This window comes from Acidipila rosea (assembly GCF_004339725.1).
Classification (GTDB): Bacteria; Acidobacteriota; Terriglobia; order Terriglobales; family Acidobacteriaceae; genus Acidipila; species Acidipila rosea.
This window is the reverse complement of the sequence record NZ_SMGK01000007.1, coordinates 69,390-93,917: the sequence shown is the minus strand read 5'-3', so window position 1 is coordinate 93,917 and position 24,528 is coordinate 69,390. Positions and strand designations below refer to the sequence as shown.

Below are 24,528 nucleotides of genomic sequence, written 5' to 3'. Positions count from 1 at the left end.
CAGGCCCATTCAGCCTGCCCTGGCACTTTACTCACGAGTAGCTGGTCCGCGGGTGAAGCACTGCGCCCCTCACCGAAATCAGATCAGTCTGCTTTCTCGTGTTGCTTCTTTGCAAGGAGTGTATCGAATTCAGCCTTCGGCATCTTCAACTTCTCTGGGTGAGCATCAATCCACTTGGCGAAAGCGTCATACTTTCGGGCTGTCCATCCACCTTCAAATTCAGCTCCGTTCTCGCCAGCACGGTTCAACTGAAAGTTGAAGGCATCCTGAAGATTCGTGAACTCAGCTGAACTGATCGCGTCTTCAGCCAAAATTGCGGGGATAAAGATTACCCCATCAGTCTTCGCCAAAACCAGATCTCCGGGCAACACAATCGCTCGTCCAATGCGGACCGGCGAGTTGATAGAGGTCAATATCATGTCAGCCCAGGCAGAAGGGTCATAGCCCCGATAGAATCCATTCAAATCAGGTATCTTCCGGTTCTCCTCCTGGTCGCGGATACCGGCGTCAAAGATAAATCCTGCGCGTGTATGTGCAGCGATTCCGCTACCCAGGTTAGAACCAATCAGTGTGCCTTCAACTATTTTTCCGAAACCATCCGCAACATAAACATCTCCCGGCTGTAATTCGTTAATAGGCCAACTATTGGTATCGCCCAGGCGCCCCTCTGCTTTGCCTTCGATCGCGATAGCTTGAGCCATATCTGGCCGCATAGGCATGTACTGAGACGTCAGGGCTCGGCCCGCAAACGGCCTGGCAATATGGAGAGCCTGCCAACCGGCTTCGAATTGGCACTTGTATCCGCGTTCGTGAAGGTAGTCCCACACATCTTCGATGGAGACGTCCAGGGCGCGCTTGAGTAGATCATCTGGGATCTTCGGACGACCGTCCTGAAAACGCGGTCCCTTCCATCCTGAGGTGTAGAACATGATTTGCTGCTTCGTGGTCTTTACTTGCGAAAAGGCAGGCGTGACGGCCGCAAGGCAAACCAGTAGAGCCGACATAACTCTATACATGCGTTCTCCTTTCAGCGATGCGAAGTATTGCTGCATGTCCGGATCGAAGCTATTGCTGTCGACGCAATGCGACGAGTTTCGACTCCGCGGGCATAAGCTGTATCGAGACTGTGCCATGCGCTTCCGGCAACTTCCTACCCGTCTCAACCTCGATCACGGATACTGCGGTGGCAGTTGCGAGCGCCGGATCAATACGCGCGAGTGGCACCGTAATGGTCTGAGGCTGCAGTTCATCGTAATTGAAAAGGGCCAGATAGAATCCTCCTTTGAAGGGCCGCACAAACGCCGAGGCGGCGCGATCACCGGTATCGCCTTCAACTGGGCGAAATACCTTTTGCTCATTGGCAACCTGGAAGAGATCGCGAGCGTTATAGACCTGCGCAGCTAGTTGCCTGCCCTGTGGATCATCTGCCAGGCGACTGCTGTCCAAGATCATGCCACCACTGATGATCGCTGAGAGCAGACGACTTTTCCCTTCTGTTACGCTTCGCGCTCCATGATCAGCTTTCTCGCCGAGGACAACGTGATCCGGGTCAGCGATGTACAGAGAGCCAGCCGTCCACCACCCATAAGTGAGTGAGTTCAGCATGTACTCAGTGCTCTGATCACCACCGCTCATGTGTCCTTTGGTGTCACACGAAAGGCGGCGCGCGTGGCCGTAACCTGAGGGGAAGAGTGGTGCAATCGAGAGACTCAAGAACATGCGATTCCCTGCCTCATCGACAATCTGTTGCATACCCTCGTTGAAAGCCTGTATCCCAGTCTGGATGGCCGGGTCCGCATGGACCCCTTCGAGAGCACCGTGCGAAAGAAAGTCCAGCTTCAAATATTGGAACCCCAGCGCCTGAAACTCTTTGATGAAGTAGATTGTCCGCGCCTTCGTCCCAGGCGAAGACGGGTCGAGCGGGCGCCCACCGTCGACCTTGGGAAGAAAGCTTCCATCAGGCGCTTTGAGCATGATGTCACGATATCGATACTTCATTCCGGTGCCTTCGACACAAGCATCCAGATTGTCAGACCAATAGGCGAAAGGCGTCCAATAGATTCCAGGCTCAAACTGAGTACCATCGGATATATGCATTGCTTTAATGGTTCTCACCGCATCTGCGAGCTGCACTGCGTCAAGATTTGACCAGAAAGCATCCAGGTTGATGTAGACCACCTTATTCCGTCCAAATCCTTGTGGCACAAGCGAGTTGTGCACGAATGCAGCTGATCCCAGGTAGCGGTCATAATTAATCTTTTCGGCATACGCCGCCCAGCTATTCCAGCCCACGGGCGCACCCGCTGGCCACACCAGCGGTGGTCGGATGGCGGCATTTGCTGCACCATAGGCTTCCAAACCATTTCGCCAGTCCGAATAGGAGCCGATAAAGATGCGGGGAGAAATAACCCTTGAACCATGCACAATCCCATGCGGGACCGTGTCATGCGTGTCCGTACGCACGCCTGTTGGAGATGAGATGCCCCCATATACATCCAAGTCCGCCAGTTCACCATTTGCGGCATGGGCATCGATTGCAGTCTTCCAAGTGTCGTGGGTGATAGATCCCAGGATGAGTCCTTCTCGGCTGACATTATCGTAAATTGCAGTTACTTCGCTGCTCGAATACTTTCCCGCCGTCTTCATCTCTGCAATCGGCCAACTGATGTAGCGGAACCACATGTCGTTGTCGAAAGGTACGTGTAAAAGTCGTAGTCTCGCGGCCGCGTGAATCTGCACTGCATTCGCGCCATGAAACTCGACCACATCAAAGTGCCTGGTGCCGATTGCGCTCGCATCAGCACCAAGTTCAGCCTCAATCGCAATGAAGGGCTTGTCGTTATAAATCCAGATATGCTGCAGAAAGGCTGGAAGTCCCGGCCCTGTGCTGCGGACGGTGTACTCACGTCCAGTTAAGGCTGCAGAGACGGAGCTACCCTCCACTCCCTGATTCGTCTGCAGGAGAGTATGGGCAGGGTACATGGTCGTAGAAATAGTCGACCCATTCGATAGTTGTGCGCCACTGGAAATGCCAAGAAGCTTATGACCATCACTCCACAGAATATCCATCATTCCGGTTTGTTGGTGGTATTCGATGGTGACAAGACTTGACTGCAACGTAATCAAGCTTGCTTTATCCTTCAAACCTGCTTTTGCGCTTTGGCGAGGAGACGCGAAACTATTGACGACAGATGAGGCAAAGAAGAACAGGAGAAATGTAGCGCGCAACAGCAGATAGAGTGCAACTTTCATTGACAACCTCCAAACTTCAAATGCCGCGTCGCTTCAGTTGAGGATCCCTAAAAGCTGGCGACCTTCCATGACAAGCACGATAACAAGCCCCACTTCTAATGTGGAAAGTTCTGCTAAAGAAATATCGGCCAGGTGCAGTATGTCGGATGTTTTTGAGCATGGAATATCGCAGCGAGATTGGCTGTCGAATACCCTGCCCTCACTATGACGACAGATTCAAGACTCGTTTCCACGTTCTGGCGAAATAAAGCACCGCTCGTTCTTCCCGTGCACCTATGGTCTTTCACAATCGTACTAACGGGTACAAGGTCCGCATTGTGGTATCGGGACCAATATTCGCACATCGTTAGCGATCAGTGCTTGAACTTCGCCTACCTAAGCCATGTATAACGCTCTATAAGGTTGTACGATTTCAGCAGTTCGACACCTGAAGGCCCTCAGCATCCACGTTGATAAAGCATAGCCACATAGTGGGGCAAGAGCCAGATGAAGGTGGAGGAGACCATTTGTGCAGATAGACACTCGACGGAGTTTCTTTGGCAAAATAGCAGCAATGACGGCTGCCATAGCCGGTGCCCCACGTCTATTCTCGCAGCAGGCTCCTGCTGGTGTACCCATGCAAGAAAGAACTCATCGCGCCAGCAGTAACAAACATATACACAATGACATCTACTACTTCTCTGGCACAGGCTCGAATGACGGCTACTCCAAAGAGGATCATGTGCTCGTAACTGATCCATTTGAGAAGCATGTCACCCGCACCATGGAGGCGCTTAAAAAGTCAATTGAAAGTGCAGGCTGCACCATGGACAGCATCATCCATCTGGAGGTCTTTCTTTGCCTGCCTCTCGCAGACAACATCCCTATGCCTACCGGCAGGGCAAGGTTCGATGCCCACAAGGTACAGTATGACGCGCTTAACAAGATCTACGGGACATACTTCAGCCCGGGCCGGGCTCCTTCCCGCGCTTGCATGGCTCTTGAATGGATCCCCGGCGACTCATTGATAGAAATCGTCGGCAGTGCCCGGGTAGTCGCTCAATCGCCGTCGCCCGTTGGTGAATAGTTCGTCAAAGATATTGCAAGGAGTTACGCATGAACATGAAGTCCGGCTGGAACCGACGCTCATTCCTATCTGCGCTAGGGGCTGCGAGCGGCAGTCTGCTTGCCCCTGCCAGGTTGAACGCCTCGGGGCTCTTTGCCAAAAAGCCCAAGTTGCCTGCTTCCTCTGTCGATGGCAATCCGATCGTACCCATTACAACCGGCCTGGGCTCAACCGGCGATATCTATGCCGAGCTTGGAATAACGCCCCTCATCAACATCAATGGCACGATTACCGTCATGGGTGGATCAGTGATGAAGCCGGAGGTTATGGAGTTGATCCGGCGGGGCAATGAGCACTTCGTCTTGATCGATGAACTGGAAATTGCCGCAGGAAAGTTTATTGCCAAGCTATGTAAATCCCCCGTTGGCTACACTGGTCTGGTGACGGGCGGCGCAGCTGCGGCATTGGTGGTTGGGTACGCGGGCATGATGACGGAAGACTTGGAGCCACGCATGCGCGCTATTCCCGATGTCAGCAATTTTCCCCGAAATGAAGTGATCATCCAGAAAAGCCATCGATATCCGTTTGATCACCAGATTCGCCAGACGGGCGCAAAGCTAGTAGAGGTCGAGACACGCGAAGAGATGATTGCCGCTATCAACCCTAGGACGGTAGCCATCCACTTCACGAACATTCTGTCGGACAAAGGAAAGGTTAGCGGTCCGGAAACCGTAGCTATCGCAAAGGCACATAATCTCTACACCTTCAACGATGCGTCGGCAGATGTGCCACCAGTCGAGCGGCTCTGGAAGTACCCTGAAATCGGCTTCGACCTCGTAACCTTTAGCGGTGGCAAGGATATCTGCGGACCGCAGGCATCCGGCATCCTGATTGGCAAGGAAGAGCTTATCCGTTATTCGTTGCTTAATATGAGCCCGCAGGAAGATCGAATCGGCCGCTGCTGCAAGGTAGGCAAAGAGACGATTTTCGGCCTTCTTAAAGCTCTAGAGATCTTCGTCAATCAGGACTACGCCGATACTCTACGGATGTATGATGAGCGCGCACAAGTTATCACGGATGCGGTGAAGGAATTTGGAGTGGCGGCGCTCCCGCGGCAGTTTAACCCGGAAGCACTGGGGAACGTGACCCCTTACTATAGCTGGCATATCGACCCGTCCAAGCTGCGGATAACCGGGCCGGAGGTTATGCAACAGCTCGCTGACACGCGTCCGATGGGAATCGGGAGCATGGGCGCTGGCGTGGGTGGTATGCGGGGACGCAATCCGGATGAGCCTGCGGCTGAACGTCGCCCCAGCCGTAAAAGCGAATTAGCCGATCCGACGACCTTTGGCTTTGCCGTCTGGCAGCTCAAAGAAGGCGAAGATAAGGTTATCGCCGACCGGCTCATTGAAATCTTCAGCGCCGCTCCGAAGGCTTAGGTCTTCGGAGCTTAAGCGTGAAAGATACTATCAGTAATCCTTGCACTCGTTGGTCAGGCTATGACTGAGCTGCCTGCCGGATCCATTGCTCCATCTGGGTATGATCGACCAGGCCGGCCTGCTGCACAACCTTACGTCCTTGATGAAAGACGGCGAAGTTAGGGATTCCCCGCACGTTGAAGCGCGCCGCCAGCTGGGGATGCTGTTCGGTATCAACTTTGAGCACAATCGCCCTTCCAGCCATCTCTGCAGCGGTTCGCGTAACTTCGGGAGCTGCCATGCGACAAGGCCCGCACCACTCAGCCCAAAAGTCCACAAGAACCGGCACTGACGCGTTCTGCACAACTTCATCGAACAGGGGCACGTCTGCGGCAATCGGCTCCGAGAGCGGCTCAATTGCGGCCTTGCAGGAACCGCAACGGCCAGTGTCTGCAAGATGCTTAGCCGGAATGCGATTCTTTTGGCCACAATGAGCACAATTACGAATGACTGGCATAAGCCTGACCTCTGAGATGAATTCGGCGCAACGGCAATTGAGCCACAGGACACTAGGATACGCGCAGACTGTATGTTTCATCAGTTCTGATGGCGACCATTTTTCAATTGAGTATGGATATTGATACAGATGCCGGCAGTCAACAGCAAATAGCTGGACTAACTCTTCAGCACACTGCCACACTAACGGGTAACTTCCTAGCAGCTTGCAATTACTGCTCTTTAAACTGCTTGGTAGCGCCATCGGGGATCGAACCCGAACTCTCCGCCTTGAGAGGGCGGCGTGTTAACCAATTACACCATGGCGCCTTGAAGAACTGCTTCTGAGGTGTGCTGACTTAATGAATATAACAGATATTGACCGCATCTTCGCGCCCGTTCAGCTCGCCTTCTCCTTGGGGCAAAGAGATGCTGTAGACCTTCCTTTTATCCCTCTCAGTGCTTCTTCTTCGCCGCCACTTTCTTTCCATGTGCCTTGGGCTCGGGCTTTGACTTCGCTGCTGCTTTGGATGGAGCTGACTTGGGGGTAGCTTTAGAAGCAATTTTCTTCGGGACTGCTTTGCCAGCCTGCTTCTTTGCTGGAGCCGGCTTCGCGGCAACGACTTTTTTCGGCACGGGCTTGACTTGTTTTTGTATCGCTTTCGCGGGCGTAGACTTGGCTACCTTTTGGGACTGGGCAGGCGTAGCCTGCTTAGGCTTCGCCTCCTCTTTGGGAGCTGGAACGGCTTTCGCAGCTTTCCCCTTGCCTGCTGGCTTTGGCGCAGCTTGACTCTGTTTCGAAGTAGCTGCCTCTACAATTCCGGCTGGCTGGAGAGATCCCTTCTTCGATGTCGAAGATGAGGCTTTCTTGCCGCCATCCGCAGTGGTCTTTTCCCCAGGAAGCACTGACTTTAGAGCTGGCTTTGGTGGAGGAGGCGCATCGTCGGCTTCTGGCCGCTCTTCATCCATATCGTCTTCGCTCTCAGCGGCCAACTCCGCATCCTCATGAAGATCTGTCTCTTCCTCAAGCTCTTCTTCGATCCGTACGCGCTCAGCACGACGGCCGCGAGTCTTCCGTACGTTGACGGGTGCGGGCGGCGCAGGAGGCGAATATGGCTCAAGAAATGCGCGCATTTCTTCTTCCGTCTGCAGTTGCCCATCAATCAGGTGAAAGAAGATTTCCTGCAGAAGGTCATCATAGCCAGGCAATTCTGGCGTGATTCTCATCTCCAGAAGCAGGGCGAGAGGAACCCTCTGCTTTGCATCGGGCCAGACATTGAAAAAGTTATTGAACTTAGTCTGAACCGGAGCCGACTTGCTGCTAAAGGCAAGCCACAACACTGGCTCAGCCTGATAGGAGGTAAGCAGCTTCCATGTAGCCGAGGGGCTGGCAGCATCCTTGCCACTCAGCACTCTGGCAAACTCTTTCGCATCAGATTCCAGGCTCTCCCATTGCGCCACGAAGCCGGGGTTTGGGAAAAGCTTTTTCAGACCTGCAAGCTCTTTGGGCTGCATCTTGGCCGTCAGGAGTTCCATCTGTGCTGCCGATGGGTCAGGATACACACCTTGAATTTGTAATTGCGTAAGTGTGCGGTGCAGTGCCGCCAATCCGGTGCTGTCTGCCTTAGCTGAGATCCAGGCAGGATCCAGATGTTTCATCCAGCCCTCGGCTTCCAAAGCTTTCAAGGCGCCAAGTGCATCTTCCTCGTGGGCAATGGCTTCAATCTCCACTCCGAGCAGATAATGAGGAATTGCCGAGATGACTCCCTCTTCCTTCGCGTTCTGGTAACGTACGAGGGTCCGCTCCTCCAGTTCCCACCCAAGCCTATGGTGAAGTCGCCATGCGCGAACCAGTCGCGAAGGATCCTCCAGGAAGCCATAGTTGCTGGCGAGGCGCAACAACCTTGCCTCAATATCTGCGACCCCGTTTAAAGGATCGAGCAATAGGCCATAGGAGCTTTCATTCAGCGAGAGGGCCATCGCATTGGCTGTGAAATCACGCCGGCGCAGGTCTTCGTGAATAGTCGCCCAGTGATAAATCGGCTTGCCAGGCTTTGGATATTCTTCGCGCCGGGCAGTTGACACCTCTACTCGTACGCTGCCTGGAAACCAGAGAGACATACTCCTTGAAGGCTCATGCTCTCCAAGCAACACAACGCCACTTTTCTCGAGCTTTTTCAATAGCTTGAGGGCGTTTCCTTGAACCGTGAAATCAAGATCGCGAACCGAAGAGCCGCTTGTCAGATCGCGGACAGCTCCTCCGGCAAGGAAAACGGTCATCGAGGCGTCCCGAGCGATGTCACGCACAAGTTGTAATGCGTTACGCTGGGCGGGAGAAAGCCGGTTCTCGAGAAGGTAAATATAGTCGGGCATGCATGCCTTGCCAGTCTGCAGAAGCGGTCTTGAAACCGTTCAGCTGATCCCAATCTAAGCCTCTGAAAATGAATAGCTTATGGATCATCCTAGAGGTTACACAAAGCAGTACTTTAACACATCTTTCCAGTCATGGGCTACCCCGCCTTGCACTATTTCCGCGGCTTCAGTCGGATAGCCGTGCGACAATCTGGCATAAAGAAGTCGGATAGCCGTGCGACAATCTGGCATAAAGAGTTGTTATGCCTACCTCCAGGAAAAAAATCGTCGCGCGGATGCTAAATCAGGAATGGCTCGCCGGATATCTCTCCAGTAGCCTCTGGGCAGACGGGGACCAGTTGGAAGTACTGAGTCTGGACGGCAAGATCCTTCCGGTCTTTTATGCGCAGCTTAAGTGGCTTTGTTTTGTGCGTGACTTCAATTCCGGAGAGATAGAAAACCCGGAGCGCCTCCTGCGAAAAAGCTTTGCTGGACGACCACGCGGCCGAGGCTTGTGGCTTCGCCTTACGCTTAAAGATGGAGATGTAGTCGAAGGGCTTGCTGAGAATGATCTAACCTTGGTGACGCCGCCTGGCATTTTCCTGACTCCTCCCGACCTGCGCAGCAACACGCAGCGAATCTGGATACCGCGGAGCTCGATCACAGCTTTTGAAGTAGTTGCCCTCTTAGGAAGCAGTCAACGTGCTGGGGCAGGCGCTGCAAAGATGCCTCCTCTACTACCGTCTCAAGAACAATTGTTTCCGGACGAACATTCAGGTCTCGGCAAGATACAATCGTCGCTATGAAGTTGAAGGAGTTGGCGGACCGCCTGGGAGCCACGCTGAACGGAGACGGAGAGACTGAGATTACAGCGGTGGCTGGAATTGAAGAGGCTACAGCAAACGACCTGACCTTTGTCGCGAATCCCAAGTATGCATCACTTGCCCATACGACGGCCGCAGGCGCCATCCTTGTAAATCCTGATTTCCCTGCACTGGCAACGGCAACATTAAGGTCCTCCAACCCCTACCTGTCATTTGCCAAAGCTATTGAACTTTTCAATCCACCGCCAGTGTACGAGCCGGGCATTCACCCTACTGCGGTCATCGATGACTCCGCCAAACTTGGACACAGTGCGCACATCGGGGCTTACGTGGTGATTGGACGCGGGGTAAGCATTGGGGACCATGCGACGATCCTTCCCCATGTAGTGATCTATCCCGATGTAGCAATCGGTAATTTCTTTTTTGCACATACTCACTCAGTTGTGCGGGAAAAATGCAGGCTTGGCGATCATGTGATCCTCCAAAACGGCGCGGTAGTCGGCTCGGATGGCTTCGGCTTTGCGAAAGACGCGACAGGAAATTGGCATAAGATCACCCAATCTGGCCCAGCGATTCTCGACGACGAGGTCGAGGTGCAGGCCAACGCCTGCATTGATCGCGCAAGTATTGGGGAAACGCGCATCGGGCGCGGTGCGAAGATCGATAACCTTGTGCAGGTCGGCCACGGATCAAGCGTCGGGGAAAACACTTTGCTATGTGCGCAAGTTGGGCTTGCGGGCTCAACTCGCGTGGGTCGAAATGTGATCCTGACGGGGCAAGTGGGGGTTGCTGGTCATTGCACCATAGGAGATGGCGTCATTGCCACTGCCCAGTCGGGAATTGCCAACGATGTTGAGGCGGGCAAAGTGGTGAGTGGCTATCCGGCCATTGATAACCGGCAGTGGCTGAAGTCTTCTGCTGTCTTTAACCGCCTGCCTGAGCTTCTCAGGCAGATCCGCCGAAAGCCTCAAACTTAGTCGGTCAGGCCGTTACATCGAATCTTAAAGAAGGTAGCATCCAAACAAGCACATGATCGATAAAAACGAACCAAACGGAAGTGGCGGTTTACAGGTGGTCGCAGAACCTGTTCGCGTACTGCTGCTTGACGATCATCCGGAGAACCTATTGCTCCGGTCGACCATTCTCCGTAAATGGGGCTACCTTACGGAAACGGCCACCACCGTTGAAGAAGCCGAGGCATTACTTGATCAGATCGATATCGCAGTGCTCGACTATCATCTCGGTGCAGGAAAATTCGGTACGGAAGTAGCAGCCAAATTGCGCCGCCAGCATCCGGAGGTGCCGATCATCATCCTATCGGCTACCCTTGAACGCCGTTTCGGCGGTCCCGAAGATATGCATCTGCTGAAAGGGTACAGTTCGATTGATGACCTTGTAACGGCATTACGCTCCTTTGAGGCCAAACGCCGAGGTAAGCCGGTGGTGGTCGACGCCCGGGATTTTTTCTACTCAAGAATCAACATGGCGATGGGCGAGGATGTGGTGCTCGAAATATTGAACGGGGATGGAGACTGGCATTACGTGAATGAATCCTGTGCGCGGCTCCTGGAGCGTCCTCGCGAGTGGTTTCCAGGGCGAAACATGTTTGTAGAGATGCCTGAACTGGCCGATGACTGGCGGGAAATCTTGCGTACCGTGGCAGCAACCCGCGAAACATATATCGATCGGACTTATCGTGGCCTGCTCAACCTGCCCCGCAAAGGGGAGGAGTGGGTGTGGAATGTTTTAGCTTTCCCGATTACGCTGCATAATAACGAAACAGGCGTGGTGCTTACCGCGCGAATACTGCAGCGCAAGTCAGGAATATGAAGCAACAACTCGAACGACTGTCATTACTCTCCCTCGTGGTATTTACCCTGATCTGCTCAGGGTGTCGTTCACCCTTTATAAGCGTAAAAATAGAAAACCATAGCGGCTCTGCGCTCCAGCTCCTCGAGATGGATTACCCAAGTGCAAGCTTCGGAGTCGATTCTCTTGCAGCCGGGGCCGCTTACTCGTATCGTTTTAAGGTACAAGGTGCAGGACCGGTCAGTCTCACTTTCACAGACGCTACTGGCCACGTTCATAAGGTTTCCGGACCGTCGCTTGACTCAGGGCAACAGGGAACTTTAACGGTACTAATTGGTCCTGCCGATAAAACGACTTGGCAGACGCACCTGTCTATGCAGTAGTACGCTTAAGACGTCCCGATTTAGATGTTCTTCGTTCAAATCAGATAGGTAAGTTTTGCCTGTATTTTCCCCCGCGATAAATCTTTTATTTTCAATATGGTCTGGAGTTCAAAGGGAATGCGCAGGAGGAAATTTCTACAATCTGCTCTGATGCGCGGAGTTGCCTCCTTTCTTGGACTAAGCCTGGTAATTGGAATCGTTGCTACAGCCAATCTTGCCCTGGCGGGCAGTAATCACGACTTGTATCCTCTGTGGTGGACGAATGGGTTCCTCACCGCCATCATCCTGATCGCGGGCACAAGGAAATGGACACTTTTTCTGACCTCCGGTTTTGCCGGCTCACTGGCGGCACGATGGCTGCTTCACTATCCCTTGCTTCAAGGAATTTGTCATGTCAGTGCGGACATAGTGGAGGTTGCACTGGCGGCCTACCTGATTGGACGAATCCTTGATTTCGCTCCCCCACCGATCGGGCTGGGCCGGCTGCTGACGCTGATCGGCTTTGGAGCATTACTTCCGTCGGCCGCATCCGCAGCGTTGGTCTCCGTAGCTCAATACCTGCTTCTGCATACATTCTCCTGGAACTACACCTTTAGCTGGTTTTTCACGGGCGCACTCGGCCTCGGTATCGTCGTTCCACTGGTGGTTGGCCTGACCACTGGCGACATCGCCATGCCGTTTGGGCGTCGTCAACTGTCTAATACCTTACTTCTGCTTCTAACGACCGCGCTATTTTCCTGTCTGATCTTCAGCCAGAGTTCTCTTCCGCTGTTTTTCCTAGACTTTCCTGCACTGCTGTTAACTGTCACCTATCTCGGATTCGCTGGCGGGGTGATCGGCGTCGTACTCATAGCCATCCTCGGAAGTGCCTTTACTTCTCTCGGACACGGCCCGCTTATGCTGATCCGTCCGGGGTCTCCGATTCCCGCGATGTGGGTTTTTCAACTCTTTCTGGCCGCATGTATTTTTTCCGTTGCGGTGCTGGCCATGGTCCTTGCAGAGCGGCGGCGCCTGGAACAGCTGGCGCTCGAAAGCGAGGCACGCTATCGGCTGATTGCTGAGCACTCGCGAGACATCATCATCATGGGGCTGCTCGACGGCACAAGGAAGTATGTCTCTCCAGCCTGCGTGGACATCCTAGGCTGGACACCCGAGGAGCTGCTCGGCAACACCTACGAACAGCTGGGGCATCCGGAAGATGTGCCCATGATGCGAAGCCAACTGGCCGCCATCGCGCGCGGCGCGGTCGTGAAGGAAGTTTCTTATCGCATGCGGCGCAAGGATGGCAACTACACTTGGCTTGAAGCAAACCTGAGTCCCTATCCCGACCCAAAAACCGGCGAAATCATAGGATTCGTAAATGTCTCGCGCGATATTACCACTCGGAAATCATCTGAGGAGGATCTGCAGAGCGCCTATCTTGCACTCGAAGCGTTGGCTACGGTGGACGGACTTACCGGCATCGCCAACCGCCGCCGCCTGGACGAGGTACTGACTATTGAATGGCGGCGGTCCATACGTACACGACTGCCGCTTTCTCTGATATTGCTCGACGTCGATCACTTTAAGGCCTACAACGACCTCTATGGCCACATACGCGGGGATAGCTGCCTGAAACAGATCGCCGAGGCGGCCCTAGACGTGGTGAGACGACCGGCGGATCTCGTCGCTCGCTTCGGTGGCGAAGAATTTGCGATCGTGTTGCCCGCGACAAACGGCCAGGGAGCATTTGAACTCGCCGAGCAACTGCGTGCGGCTGTTGAGAAGCGCGCGCTACGTCATGAAGGAAATGACACTGGCATAGTGACCGTAAGTGCAGGCTGCGCCACAGTGACTCCCCAGCGCGGATCATCCGTCATCCAGATTATCGAAGCCGCAGATAGCGCTCTCTATGCAGCCAAGAGATCCGGCCGTAACCGGGTTGAGATCGCGGCCATGTCCTCCGGCCCAGAACCTCTTTCAGTCAGTGACTAAGCACCATCCGGTGCATTGCGCCACAGCTCGCTAGTGGACCACCGTCTGAAAAAGTGACGAGTGCAATAACGTGGAAAACTGATTGTCTGAAGAGGCATACCGCACTTCAAGAATGCCGGCGCTCGAGTCAATTTTGGTGTTGTCGATAGCCTGCTGCTCGATTGGAGTTCCGCTCATTTTTTTGTACATGGCTGCTGCATTCATCAGCGATGACATGGTGGCCGCAGTAAAAGTATCAGGAGTAATAACATCAAGGCTGAACTTGACGCCGTTCTGGAAGTTCATAGTGTAACGAGAGCTAAGCAACCGCTTCTTAACCGTATCGAAATCACTAAGCTGAGCCGCTTCTCCCATGACACTCCGCATCATGGTCTGCGTCCCCTTCTGATCAAGAATGCTCCACACTGGCTCGGAGTCGACCGCTTCCATCTGCTGCACCGCAGCCTCATTAGCCAGGAAACTGGGCCGCAGGCCGTCCCGCGCATCTAGAGCAGCGGTGAGAGCATCCTTGCTCCCGAAAACCATTGTTGTCGGATTCAGAAAGCTGACCAGCATCCCGCTGTTTCCCATTGTGTAAATCTTGTTAGCCCGCAACAGAGTCGGCTTAATCTTGTGCTTTCTGAAGTTCGCCAGAATATCAGGCAGAGAGAACTCACCCTGGGCGAGGCCGATGATACGAATGTCGTCTGGGTTTGAGCTTCCCGGCGTACGGAACGATGCAAAGGCTAACTCATCTACATCATTGGTATCATTCAGTCCGGACTGCCTAAGCGCTGTCTCCAGTTGCTTCAGTTCCGGAGGCAATACCCGCGACTTCAAATCCATCGCTGCCTGAGAGTTCTGCATGGCGCGATAATCAACGGAGATCAATTGCTGTACTTCCCTTGGAATGGCAGCACGCGCATCGTTAGCTAGTTGAGCAGCCTGCAGGGAGCCGGCAGACATGCAGCCCAGAGAAACGGCCAGCGCGAAACGGAAGCAGTATTTCGAGATCATATGGTTTGTTTTCATCGTGTTTTTCAAAAGGCAGACATCCAGCGTAATCCACCAGCGTGCTTTCTCTATCTTAGACTGTTGCGCTGGTAATACGTTCAGGCCATGCGAGCGGATGTTCCAGCTTACGCTCAAGCAGTTTTTCCTCTGGATCAAACTCATGCAATTGACGCACCCACTCGCTGTTCCGCTCATAAGCAGCCTCTGGAAGCAGGCCGATGAGTTCCCCGCGCACAGGAGAGGCCTTGAATCGGGCCGCGCAACGCTTTACCGCGTCATAAACTGCCCCGACTGAGGTCTTGCGAAAATCCGTGATGTTCATGGAAATCTGCGCCAGTCCCTGAACAAAAACTCCCATAGCTTTTACGCCTGAAAGGCCGCCGCCGGATGCCCGAATTTCGCGGGCGATCGCCCGCGCCGCCGTGACGTCTGCCGAATCCAGATAAATGTTGTACGCAATAAGGAAGCGCCTGGCCCCTACGGCAGATGCTCCAGCGGTAGGATGCAGCATGGGTCCTCCAACGTCTGGCCGCCGGGTGACGTCTTTGGCGACCGCATCGCGCAGCCCCTCAAACTGGCCACGTCGCACCTCTTCCAGGAGTGCCCGATCGGGGCGAGCCGCCGCCGCCTCGTAGAAGTACACCGGTATGCCGTAGCGTTTCCAAATTTCCTGCCCGGCCTGCCTGGCCAGCAGCGCACATTGTTCGAGAGAAATCCCGCTGATCGGCACAAATGGGATTACGTCTGCAGCGCCGATGCGAGGATGAGCGCCTTGCTGCGCCGTGAGGTCTATAAGCTCTGCGGCCCGGCCGGCAGCGCGTACCGCTGCCTCGACTACAACACCCGGAGCCCCTGCAAGAGTAACCACGGAACGGTTGTGGTCTGGATCCAGCGAATAATCCAGCAGACGCACGCCGTCTATCTTCATGGCAGCAATGATCGATTCAATCTTGCCGCGGTCCAAGCCCTCGGAAAAGTTTGGGACACACTCTATCAGCGGTTCAGACATGACGCTCATTCTGGAAAGTCTACTGCCAGTGCCCATTCATGGCTGCATTTCTTTTGTGCTGAAACGACTAGAGGAGCCTCCAGCATCTACTTCCACCAGGTGTACCCAATTTGAAACTGCACACTGGCATTCACGCCCGGGTTGTGGTCGCCAAGGCTGGCGCTGGAGATATGAATTGCATTAGCCGCAAAATCAATCGAGCGGCGGTCTTTGATGAAGTAATGAAATCCCACTCCGAACTGCGGAGTAAAGTTGAAGACGCTCGTGCCTCCCGGCTGACCATGCTGCACCATGAAGTCGGGCGGAAACTTATGATTGGTCCAGATCAGACCACCCGCTCCCTGGATCCACGGAGCAAAGCGCGCTGTGGTCTGGAGGTTCCATCGCAGAATGATCGGCGTGATGCTGAGACCGGAGTAAGTGCCGCCGCCCACCGGAGCATAGGTGTACTCCGTAGTTCCGTTGTTTGTGGTAGTGATGACCTGGGTGTGTGGCGCGGGGGTGAATGCCTGCCAATATGGCATCAGCTCTCCTGCATATTCAAACTGGCCGCGTAAAGGTCCACGAAGATGCTGATCCGTAATCACCTTTCCTACGCGTACGCCCGCACTGGTGAAGCGAAAATCCGATCGGTCGCTCCCTATACCTACGCCCCCTTGGAAAAATGCACCAATCTCCCACGGATCGGTTGCAAGCATCGCGGATGCTGGCTTGTCATTTCCTGGAGCAGGTTTCTGAAAGGTCTGTGCGGTTGCGGGAAGCGAGAGCATCGCCGAAGCGAGAAGAGAGCAGAGGGTCGCGAGTTTACCTGGCAGCATGAATCCTTTTCCGGAGCGATGGGATAACTAGTTAGACGCGAGAAAAAGGCCGCCGGCGGCGGCCCTGTCTCTGCCAAATCGGCTAAATCAGCCAGCAACTTCTTCCATCTGTGTAGCGTCCATATCGAAATTCGAATAGACATTCTGCACGTCATCGTTGTCTTCAAGCGCTTCGAGCAGGCGGATCATCTGGTTTGCTGTCGCGCCCTCAAGCTTCGTGTAAGTAGACGCCACCATCGTGATCTCTGACATCGTGGTCTCGATCTTCGCATCACGAACGGCTTGGGCAACAGCCTCATACGCGCTGGGTTCGGTGATGATCTCCCACGTGTCGCCTTCGTCGTTCAGATCGTCGCCGCCGGCCTCGAGCACAATATTCATCAGCTTCTCTTCATCAGCCTGCTCTTTAGGAATAGCGATGATTCCTTTTTTGGAGAACATGAAGCGTACAGAGTTCGGCTCGCCAAGATTGCCCCCATTCTTTGAGAACGTATGGCGAATCTCGCTCACCGCACGGTTGCGATTGTCTGTCGTTGCCTCAACAATCACTGCTACTCCGCCTGGGCCATAGCCCTCAAAGGAAATCTCCTCATAGGTTGCGCCGGGCAGCTCGCCAGTGCCGCGCTGGATGGCGCGCTTGATGTTATCCGCAGGCATATTCTCTGCCTTTGCCGCGGCGATTGCAGTACGGAGCCGCGGATTTGCGTCAGGATCGCCCCCGCCCTGGCGCGAGGCAATCGTTATTTCTTTAATCAGACGGGTGAAAGTCTTGCCGCGCTTGGCGTCGAGCGCGCCCTTTTTGTGCTTAATTGTCGCCCATTTTGAATGGCCGGACATAAAAACCTCGGAGCTTGTGCGTTGAGTTGGGTGCAAGGACAGTCGAGTGCAATCCGGCTGTCACAACCTTACGAGTATAGCAGCCGGTCTAGCCTTCTTCCCACTCTGGGAGAGGCACTTGCCCCTCGGCGATCATGTATTGCAGAGAAAAATTGACCGGTCCGGCCAGGGAGTCCTCTGCGGTCGAAGGCTATAAATAAAACTCCCTGATCTCCGCCGCATAGCGTTCCAGGATGACCCGGCGCTTGAGCTTCATACTAGGCGTGAGTTCCCCGGAATCGATCGACCACTCATCGGGCACCACCTTGAACTTGCCAATGCTCTCGAAGCTGGCTAGCGACTTGTTTACGCTGCGGACAATATTTTTGAATTCGGCCGTCACTCGAGGATCAGCTACCAGCATGGTCCAATCGGCGACGGTGATTCCCTGCTGCTTTGCCCACTCCTCCAGTGCTGGAAAGTTGGGCGAGATAAGGGCGCTTAGCGTCTTCTGGCGGTCTCCAACAATAGCCACCTGCGCGATGAAGCGGTGCGCTTTTAATTTATTTTCAATGGGTTGCGGAGCAATCAGCTTGCCACCGGAATTCTTGATCAACTCCTTCTTGCGATCCGTGATGTAGAGGAATCCAGCATCATCAAAACGCCCGATATCCCCCGTCGCAAACCAACCTTCCGGATCAATGACTTCGCTGGTCGCCTGGGGCCGCTGCCAATAGCCCTTGAAAATACTCGGACCGCGCACCAGCAGTTCCCCATCTTCAGCGATGCGAAACTCCACATTTGGCATGGCTGGGCCAACCGAACCAATGCGGTATTCGCGGGTCGAGTTGAGCGAGAGGACCGGCGATGTCTCGGTGAGACCGTACCCCTCAAGAATGCGGATGCCGGCACTCGCAAACCACTCCGCGCTGTCGAGTCCGAGCGGCGCGCCCCCTGCGATGAAATAGCGGACACGCCCTCCGAAGCTCTCTCTCAGCTTCGAAAAGACGAGCTTATCGGCCAGCTTCCAAAGTGGCGAGGACGGCGTGCGGCCTGTGAGAACTGCACCCTTATGCCGAGCTCCTTCCTTGAGCGCCCAGTTGAAGATGCGCAGTTTTATCGGAGAGCGCGCCGCGCGGCGCTCCGTCTCCTGCCGCACTTCTTCATAAACGCGGGGCACAGCCACGAAAACTGTTGGACGCACGCTCTTCATCGCTGCCGGCAGCTTTTCAAAACCAGGACAGTACGCGACCGTAGCCCCGCGGGCTAACAATACGTAATCAAGATGCCGCGCAGTGACATGCGAGAGCGGGAGGAAGGAGATGCAGGAGTCTTCCTCCGTGAACTGGAAGTCACGTGTAGAGTAGTTGAGGTTCGACGCAAGATTCCCGTGGGTCAACATAACCCCCTTCGGTTCACCCGTCGTTCCCGAGGTGTAAATGATGGTAGCGAGATCCGAAGGACCGACTTCGCCTGCCCGTCGTTCGAATGCCGCATCCCTCTCGATACCGCGATCGTCCGCCCCCTCGATGAGCGAAGAGAACAGTACCGCGCCATCCGCTTCATCCTCGTCCATGAGGATGATCTGCTCGAGAGCTGTCCGCGAGCGAACAGCGGTAAGCTTTTTCAACTGCTGCCGAGTAGAAACAACTGCAATGCGACTTCCTGAGTCAAACAGCAGTTCAGCCGTTTGGTCAGCCGTGAGTGTGGGATAGATAGGCACGCTGACCGCCCCCAGCATGGACGCGGCAAAGTCTGACACTTGCCACTCCCATCGATTCTCCGCGAGAAGAGCGATACGGTCTCCCTTACGAATTCCCCAAGAGGAGAAGCTAAGTGACAGCGACCGGACCCTCTGGTAAAACTGGGCCCCGCTGATGGGAAGCCACGCACCCGCCCGGTCCTGCCACAAAGCGGCTGTTTGGTGACCGCGGCCCGCTACGCGCAGAAAAACATCGTTGATGGTGGTGAGACCAAGAGAAGACTTCTCGTAATCCTTTGCAAACGACGAGGGCGGCACTGTATCAACCTGAAGATTCATTCAACAAGAAGTGTACGGCAGAGTTGCTAATGGGGGAGAAAGATCAATTCAATTTTTAGCAGCAGAAGAATAGCCCCTCAATCCTGGAGAAAGTAGGAGCAATGACAACGATGGGCGCCCTGAGCGAAAGCTCAAAGCGCCCCGATAAAAGCAGCCTGGCTTGTTTAAGACTGCGGCTTGGGAGTCAGACGAATGAACTGCTGCGCCAGCGTGTCCCATTCTGCAAGAAGCCAGCGGGCGCGTGTACTGGCTGTCTTTTCAGCATGAAGCATAACCAGTTCGCGGATACTCTGCCGGGCTTCGTCGTCGAGATCAGCATACCGCTCGGGCATCAAGAAGCCGGTATGATAGCGCTCCCGCTGCATGAAGTGCCCGTCATGATCAAAGACCCAGGCAAGACCTCCTGTCATGCCTGCTCCAAAGTTCATGCCGGTTGGCCCTAGGACAACCGCAAGCCCCCCGGTCATATATTCGCAGCCGTGGTCACCGATACCTTCGACAATCGCGAGCGCACCTGAGTTACGAACCGCAAAGCGTTCCCCCGCCCGGCCCGCAGCGTAGAGCGCGCCGCTCGTTGCACCGTAAAGTGCTACGTTACCGAGAATGACGTGCTGCTCGCTTTCGAGAGCCGCACGGCCCTGGCCACGCAGGATAAGTTCGCCGCCGCAAAGACCCTTGCCGACGAAGTCATTCGCTAACCCCTCGAGAACGAGCTTCATGCCTTGAGTGGCGAACGCGCCGAAAGACTGACCGGCAACGCCGGTGAGCCGAAAAGTCAAGGTAGCGTCCGATTTAATGCCGCGAGCCTGCAACATCGCCAGTTCCCCAGCAAGCCGTGCGCCGAGGGTGCGATCTTCGTTGGTAACAGGGCTTGAGAGCTCGAAAGGCTTACCTGCCTTATAAGCCGCCAGAGCCGCGTTGACCCACGCGTCATCCATCGGTGCGTGCTCATACGGTCGGGCATTGCGCCTTCCCTGCCAGCGGATTTCCCCCTTGGTCGGCGCCGCCAGTAGCGGCTTCAGATCGAGACCTCCTTCATGGCGTAGCTGCTCAAGCAGATCAGTACGGCCGATCGCAGCATTAAGAGATGAAAGACCCAGCTTAGCCAGCAGCGCCTGCAGGTCACGCGTCAGTTCCTCAAAGAACTTGACAACATGTTCAGGCCTGCCGCGGAATTTCGCTCGAAGATCAGGTCGCTGTGTCGCAATCCCAGTCGGGCACGTATTCAGGTGACATTGCCGCGCCATGTCGCAGCCCAGGGCTACGAGTACCGATGTACCAAAAGCGAATTCATCCGCACCAAGCATCGCGGCGAAGAGAATGTCACGGGCAGTTCGCAGTCCACCGTCAGTGCGCAGACGGACCCTTCCGCGCAGGCCGTTGGCCAGGAGCACCTGCTGAGCTTCAGCCAGGCCGATCTCCCACGGGTTTCCCGCATATTTAATACTGGACAGCGGCGAAGCACCCGTACCGCCATTATGCCCTGCGATTACGATGTAGTCGGCATAGGCCTTAGCCACGCCGGCAGCAACCGTTCCCACTCCGCACTCTGAGACGAGCTTTACTCCGATAGCAGCCTTGGGGTTTACCCGCTTCAAGTCGTGGATGAGCTGGGCCAGGTCCTCGATGGAGTAGATATCGTGGTGTGGCGGCGGGCTGATGAGAGAAACACCAGGCTGGGAGTGGCGTAGACGCGCGATCAACTCAGTCACCTTGTGACCGGGGAGCTGACCACCTTCGCCAGGCTTGGAGCCCTGCGCGACTTTGATCTCGATCTCCTCAGCATTCATTAGATAGGCGGCGGTAACGCCAAATCTTCCCGAGGCGACCTGCTTGATCTTGTTATTGAGCAGCTTAGCGGGCACGAGTGAGCCGTTGAGCATCAGCTCACCGTTGGGATCATAGACCGCCGGATCCTCGCCTCCCTCCCCTGTGTTTGAGCGGGCGCCCAGCATGTTCATCGCTGCAGTAATCGTCTGATGTGCTTCCGGGCTCAGCGACCCCAACGACATAGCGCTTGCGATATAGCGCGGATAAATATCCTCAGCAGGCTCAACCTGTTCCAGCGCCAGCGGCGCCCCTGCCGGTCTGAACTCGAGCAGATCCCGCAGCGTGGCTGGCTGCTTCTCTGTAGCCTGCGTGCTGAAGGCTGCCCATGCCTGTCCGGGCTCTGTGACGGCTGCTGCGACCGCAGCGCCACGGGCCGTGCCGACAACAGTCTGCAGCATCCTTACCGTCTGCGGCTGCCAGGAGTGCGGTTCGGCTTTGTCTGCCTTGCGAAAGCGTACCCATCCATAGTCGGGCAGATCTTTAGCCACAGCGACCGATGCCACCTGGCCGCCCGGCGCCTGAGGTGCATCACCATTCCCCTGACTGCCGAGCCAGGTTTCACGGACACCGATCTCCAGCTCAGCGAAGCCTACTCCGCCCAGAGGGGCAGGTGTGCCGTAGAAGCACCGGTCTATCACCTGCTCGCTCAGACCGATCGAGTCAAAGAGATGGGCGCTACGGTAGCTGTCCACGGCCGAAATGCCCATCTTTGACATGATCTTTGCGAGACCCGCGTCAAAGGCGTGCAGCAGGTTTGCTTCCCCTGACTCTGGATTTATACTGCGCGCCGTTTCGAGCGCAAGCCAGGGACATACAGCGCCCGCGCCCATACCGAGCAGCACGGCTGCGTGGTGCAGATCGCGGCAGTCGCCGGCTTCCACGGCAAGACCGGCACGTGTGCGTTCGCCTGCGCGGATCAGTGCCTGGTGCACTGCCCCGATCGCCAGAGCCATCGGCACGGGGATAGCCTGCGGGCCACAGACGCGATCCGTCAGCAGCAGAATAGCCGCTCCACCACGAACGAGTTCGATCGCCTTGGCAGCAAGATCGGTGAGCGCCGTTTCGAGAGTGCATGCTGGATTGAAAACACACTCAAGAACAGCCAGTGGCAGATTGTCGATGAGGCCATGATGCCGGGTGCGCAGCGCCTCCATCTGGCCGAGAGACAGCAGCGGCGAAGAGAGAGAGAGGCCCGGCAGGTGAGCCCGTTTGTCGAGGATATGTGGCCAAGGACCTAGGCGCGTATGAAGCTGAATCACGCACGCCTCGCGGAGAGAATCAATGGGTGGATTCGTAACCTGGGCGAAGCGCTGGCGGAAGTAGGCATACACCGGACGAGGCGTGCGGGCGAGAGGCGCGAGCGGAGTGTCATCGCCCATTGACCAGACTGCGTCTTTGCCATCGGCGGCCATCGGCTGCAGAATCATTTTTACGTCTTCGCGGCTGTAGCCGAAGCCAAGCTGGAGCCTCATCAACTCAGCCGAATCAAGGGACTCAACCGGAGTGGAAGGATCGAGAGTCGTGTCTTCCAGCAAAGCCTCATACTGCGGGGCAGCCTTATCGAAAATCTCCAGAAGTTCGTCATTCTCATAGAGCACATGATCGATCAGATCGGCTACGAGCATTTGCCCAGGACCGAGCCGTCCACTGTGCACTACCTTTTCCGGGTCCAGGTCAACCAGCCCGGCTTCAGAGCCGACGACTACAAGCCTGTCCTCTGTCACGAAGAAGCGACAGGGCCGCAGACCATTCCTGTCCAGTGCAGCGCCGATCAACCGTCCGTCGGTGAAAGCCAGCGCCGCAGGCCCATCCCATGGCTCAATGCAATCTTCGTTGTATGAGAAAAATGCGGACTGCCGCCGATCCTGTGCGGGAGGCAGCAGCATGCGCACGGCCTCGGCAATGGTACGGCCATTATGGGAGAGCAGCTCCAGTGTTTCATCCAGACTAGTGGAGTCTGAGCCATCCGGCGTGAAGACAGGCTTCAGTTCTTCGGGAAGCGTTGCTGCGCGGGCGTCCATCCGGGCACGATTGCCCCATACGGTATTGATTTCTCCGTTGTGGGCCAGCAACCGGAAGGGCTGGGCCCGATCCCAGGAAGGCGCAACATTCGTCGCATAACGCTGGTGGAAGACAGCATAGGGAGTAATAAACCGAGGATCAGCAAGATCAGGATAGAAATCCGCCAGCAAGCGGCCTGCGCACATGGCCTTGTAAACCATGGTCCGCGACGAAAGCGAACATACATAGCCCGCTGCCCCGCTGCGCTCAAACTGCTTGCGCGCGAGATAAAGGCGCCGCTCAAGTTTTGCACTATCCTGGGTCGTGATCAGCACATGGCGGATCTCCGGCAGTGTGGCCAGCGCCAGCTCGCCGAGTATCTCCGTTCGCGTAGGGACTTCGCGCCATGCGAGCACCTCAAGAGCCTGCGCCTCCAGCGCCCGCTCGAGCTCATGCTGTGCGGCTTCACTGCCGGTTCCGACCGGAAAAAACACCACGCCGACTGCCAGCGGCTTTTCGTCTTCAAGCGTAATTTCCGCAGAAGAAAGGAGCAGCTCGCGGGGAATGGCAGTGCTGATTCCAATTCCGTCGCTCGATTTGCCGTCCGCGGCAACCGCGCCGCGATGCTCCAGCCGTGCCAGCGCCGTTAGCGCCTTGGCCAAGATGTCATGGGATGGCTTGTTTTCAAGCGTCGCAACAAACCCTACACCGCAGGAGTCATGTTCAAATCGCGGGTCAATAAGAGTATGGCGTGAAGAGCTCCCCGCAGGGGTGCTTTGAGAGACACGATCGCAAGCCGGAGAAACCGGCGAATTAGAAAAAGTTATGCGGCCCATGACTAACTATATTCCTCAACGCCGGCAACTGCGGCGAAAAATTAATGTGAGATGGCAAGAAATTTTTGAGCGCTCCCGGAAGTTGACAAATGCGCTCTGCATATTTATACATTGTATTGTATTTTTATGCATTGAGGGCGCGGCCTCCAGGCCGCGTTTTTCTGGCTTATAGAGTTCAAGAGATGAGCAAGACAGAACGGCACAGCGCAATTCGCAACCTGGTGGCAACAATTGCTGTAACCAGTCAGGATGAGCTGCGCCGCAAGTTGATCCGCCGCGGTTTCGATGTGACTCAGGCGACGCTCTCCCGCGATATTCACGAGCTCCGCCTGTATAAAGGCCCAAATGGGTATGCTCTCCCCAACGGCAATGGCCGGGATGAGGAAGATGACGATCAGCCCACCCTTGCCGAAGTGCTCAGCGGCTTTGGCCTTAAGGTGAAGCAGGCGCAGAACCAGCTCGTACTGATCACAACTCTCGGAGGGGCACAGCCCGTTGCAGCAGCCATGGATCACGAAGATCTGCCGGAGGTAGTCGGCACCATCGCCGGTGATGACACGGTACTGATTATTTGCCCTGACCAGAAGCAGGCAGCGCAATTGCGCGACCGCCTTGAAGAGATGATTGGTTGA

The 24,528-nt window shown here is 55.4% G+C and carries 17 protein-coding genes and 1 tRNA gene; 7 read left to right on the top strand and 11 right to left on the bottom strand.

The genetic code is table 11. The annotated features are described in order from the left end of the window. Positions 1-83 precede the first annotated feature (83 nt). Both C7378_RS16575 and C7378_RS16570 read right to left on the bottom strand, forming a co-directional pair. A complete protein-coding gene (locus C7378_RS16575; RefSeq protein ID WP_243648321.1) occupies positions 84-1,052 on the bottom strand; it encodes an RraA family protein in 969 nt (322 codons plus the stop codon). Between the two features lie 13 nt (positions 1,053-1,065). Beyond that, positions 1,066-3,252, bottom strand: a complete 2,187-nt coding sequence (locus C7378_RS16570; protein WP_131999193.1) for an alpha-amylase family protein — start codon at positions 3,250-3,252, stop codon at positions 1,066-1,068. A gap of 616 nt (positions 3,253-3,868) precedes the next feature. Between C7378_RS16570 and C7378_RS16565 the strand changes: the two genes are divergently transcribed. Together C7378_RS16565 and C7378_RS16560 are read left to right on the top strand one after the other, a co-directional pair. Continuing rightward, positions 3,869-4,318, top strand: coding sequence for a RidA family protein (locus tag C7378_RS16565; RefSeq protein ID WP_243648320.1), 450 nt, complete (start codon positions 3,869-3,871; stop codon positions 4,316-4,318). 29 nt (positions 4,319-4,347) lie between these two features. Then, the gene (locus C7378_RS16560; RefSeq protein ID WP_131999191.1) at positions 4,348-5,736 is read left to right on the top strand and encodes an aminotransferase class V-fold PLP-dependent enzyme; all 1,389 of its coding nucleotides are present in this window, start codon (positions 4,348-4,350) and stop codon (positions 5,734-5,736) included. A gap of 58 nt (positions 5,737-5,794) precedes the next feature. Here C7378_RS16560 and trxA read toward each other — a convergent pair whose 3' ends face one another. The 3 genes from trxA to C7378_RS16545 form a co-directional block, all read right to left on the bottom strand. Next, complete coding sequence (gene trxA / locus C7378_RS16555) at positions 5,795-6,232, bottom strand: thioredoxin (protein ID WP_131999189.1); 438 nt, start codon at positions 6,230-6,232, stop codon at positions 5,795-5,797. A gap of 231 nt (positions 6,233-6,463) precedes the next feature. Then, a tRNA-Glu gene (locus tag C7378_RS16550) sits at positions 6,464-6,540 on the bottom strand. A gap of 126 nt (positions 6,541-6,666) precedes the next feature. Next, the gene (locus C7378_RS16545) at positions 6,667-8,583 is read right to left on the bottom strand and encodes a CCA tRNA nucleotidyltransferase (protein WP_131999187.1); all 1,917 of its coding nucleotides are present in this window, start codon (positions 8,581-8,583) and stop codon (positions 6,667-6,669) included. Between the two features lie 242 nt (positions 8,584-8,825). Here C7378_RS16545 and C7378_RS16540 point away from each other — a divergent pair, with 242 nt between their 5' ends. From C7378_RS16540 to C7378_RS16525, 4 genes are all read left to right on the top strand, one after another. Beyond that, positions 8,826-9,368, top strand: a complete 543-nt coding sequence (locus C7378_RS16540; protein ID WP_131999185.1) for a DUF6982 domain-containing protein — start codon at positions 8,826-8,828, stop codon at positions 9,366-9,368. After that, on the top strand, positions 9,365-10,363 hold the full coding sequence (lpxD, locus tag C7378_RS16535; RefSeq protein WP_131999183.1) for a UDP-3-O-(3-hydroxymyristoyl)glucosamine N-acyltransferase: 999 nt from the start codon (positions 9,365-9,367) through the stop codon (positions 10,361-10,363). Before C7378_RS16540 ends, lpxD begins: the two co-directional genes overlap by 4 nt. Positions 10,364-10,415: 52 nt before the next feature. Beyond that, complete coding sequence (locus C7378_RS16530; RefSeq protein ID WP_131999181.1) at positions 10,416-11,216, top strand: response regulator; 801 nt, start codon at positions 10,416-10,418, stop codon at positions 11,214-11,216. A 479-nt stretch (positions 11,217-11,695) separates the two neighbouring features. Beyond that, positions 11,696-13,552, top strand: coding sequence for a sensor domain-containing diguanylate cyclase (locus C7378_RS16525; RefSeq protein ID WP_165876863.1), 1,857 nt, complete (start codon positions 11,696-11,698; stop codon positions 13,550-13,552). A 30-nt stretch (positions 13,553-13,582) separates the two neighbouring features. Here C7378_RS16525 and C7378_RS16520 read toward each other — a convergent pair whose 3' ends face one another. From C7378_RS16520 to gltB, 6 genes are all read right to left on the bottom strand, one after another. Continuing rightward, entirely contained in the window at positions 13,583-14,680 is a 1,098-nt protein-coding gene (locus C7378_RS16520) for a hypothetical protein (protein WP_243648319.1), read from the bottom strand. Then, complete coding sequence (gene ftcD / locus C7378_RS16515; protein WP_131999177.1) at positions 14,619-15,554, bottom strand: glutamate formimidoyltransferase; 936 nt, start codon at positions 15,552-15,554, stop codon at positions 14,619-14,621. Before ftcD ends, C7378_RS16520 begins: the two co-directional genes overlap by 62 nt. 86 nt (positions 15,555-15,640) lie before the next feature. Then, the gene (locus C7378_RS16510; RefSeq protein WP_243648318.1) at positions 15,641-16,372 is read right to left on the bottom strand and encodes an acyloxyacyl hydrolase; all 732 of its coding nucleotides are present in this window, start codon (positions 16,370-16,372) and stop codon (positions 15,641-15,643) included. An 87-nt stretch (positions 16,373-16,459) separates the two neighbouring features. Beyond that, entirely contained in the window at positions 16,460-17,209 is a 750-nt protein-coding gene (locus tag C7378_RS16505; RefSeq protein WP_131999175.1) for a YebC/PmpR family DNA-binding transcriptional regulator, read from the bottom strand. Positions 17,210-17,399: 190 nt separating this feature from the next. Further along, positions 17,400-19,229, bottom strand: a complete 1,830-nt coding sequence (locus tag C7378_RS16500) for an AMP-dependent synthetase/ligase (protein ID WP_131999173.1) — start codon at positions 19,227-19,229, stop codon at positions 17,400-17,402. A gap of 164 nt (positions 19,230-19,393) precedes the next feature. Beyond that, positions 19,394-23,896, bottom strand: a complete 4,503-nt coding sequence (gene gltB, locus C7378_RS16495; RefSeq protein WP_131999171.1) for a glutamate synthase large subunit — start codon at positions 23,894-23,896, stop codon at positions 19,394-19,396. Between the two features lie 182 nt (positions 23,897-24,078). Here gltB and C7378_RS16490 point away from each other — a divergent pair, with 182 nt between their 5' ends. After that, positions 24,079-24,528: an arginine repressor gene (locus tag C7378_RS16490; protein WP_131999169.1), complete on the top strand. Its 450-nt coding sequence runs from the start codon at positions 24,079-24,081 to the stop codon at positions 24,526-24,528.

Excerpts from the sequence above, each read along its gene's own strand:
- C7378_RS16570 (WP_131999193.1), bottom strand. The coding sequence starts at position 3,252 with ATGAAAGTTGCACTCTATCTGCTGTTGCGCGCTACATTTCTCCTGTTC.
- C7378_RS16490 (WP_131999169.1), top strand. The coding sequence starts at position 24,079 with ATGAGCAAGACAGAACGGCACAGCGCAATTCGCAACCTGGTGGCAACA.
- C7378_RS16500 (WP_131999173.1), bottom strand. The coding sequence starts at position 19,229 with ATGAATCTTCAGGTTGATACAGTGCCGCCCTCGTCGTTTGCAAAGGAT.
- lpxD (WP_131999183.1), top strand. The coding sequence starts at position 9,365 with ATGAAGTTGAAGGAGTTGGCGGACCGCCTGGGAGCCACGCTGAACGGA.
- C7378_RS16525 (WP_165876863.1), top strand. The coding sequence starts at position 11,696 with ATGCGCAGGAGGAAATTTCTACAATCTGCTCTGATGCGCGGAGTTGCC.
- C7378_RS16560 (WP_131999191.1), top strand. The coding sequence starts at position 4,348 with ATGAACATGAAGTCCGGCTGGAACCGACGCTCATTCCTATCTGCGCTA.
- trxA (WP_131999189.1), bottom strand. The coding sequence starts at position 6,232 with ATGCCAGTCATTCGTAATTGTGCTCATTGTGGCCAAAAGAATCGCATT.
- C7378_RS16565 (WP_243648320.1), top strand. The coding sequence starts at position 3,869 with ATGCAAGAAAGAACTCATCGCGCCAGCAGTAACAAACATATACACAAT.
- ftcD (WP_131999177.1), bottom strand. The coding sequence starts at position 15,554 with ATGTCTGAACCGCTGATAGAGTGTGTCCCAAACTTTTCCGAGGGCTTG.
- C7378_RS16545 (WP_131999187.1), bottom strand. The coding sequence starts at position 8,583 with ATGCCCGACTATATTTACCTTCTCGAGAACCGGCTTTCTCCCGCCCAG.
- C7378_RS16510 (WP_243648318.1), bottom strand. The coding sequence starts at position 16,372 with ATGCTGCCAGGTAAACTCGCGACCCTCTGCTCTCTTCTCGCTTCGGCG.
- C7378_RS16530 (WP_131999181.1), top strand. The coding sequence starts at position 10,416 with ATGATCGATAAAAACGAACCAAACGGAAGTGGCGGTTTACAGGTGGTC.
- C7378_RS16540 (WP_131999185.1), top strand. The coding sequence starts at position 8,826 with ATGCCTACCTCCAGGAAAAAAATCGTCGCGCGGATGCTAAATCAGGAA.
- C7378_RS16505 (WP_131999175.1), bottom strand. The coding sequence starts at position 17,209 with ATGTCCGGCCATTCAAAATGGGCGACAATTAAGCACAAAAAGGGCGCG.
- C7378_RS16575 (WP_243648321.1), bottom strand. The coding sequence starts at position 1,052 with ATGCAGCAATACTTCGCATCGCTGAAAGGAGAACGCATGTATAGAGTT.
- gltB (WP_131999171.1), bottom strand. The coding sequence starts at position 23,896 with ATGGGCCGCATAACTTTTTCTAATTCGCCGGTTTCTCCGGCTTGCGAT.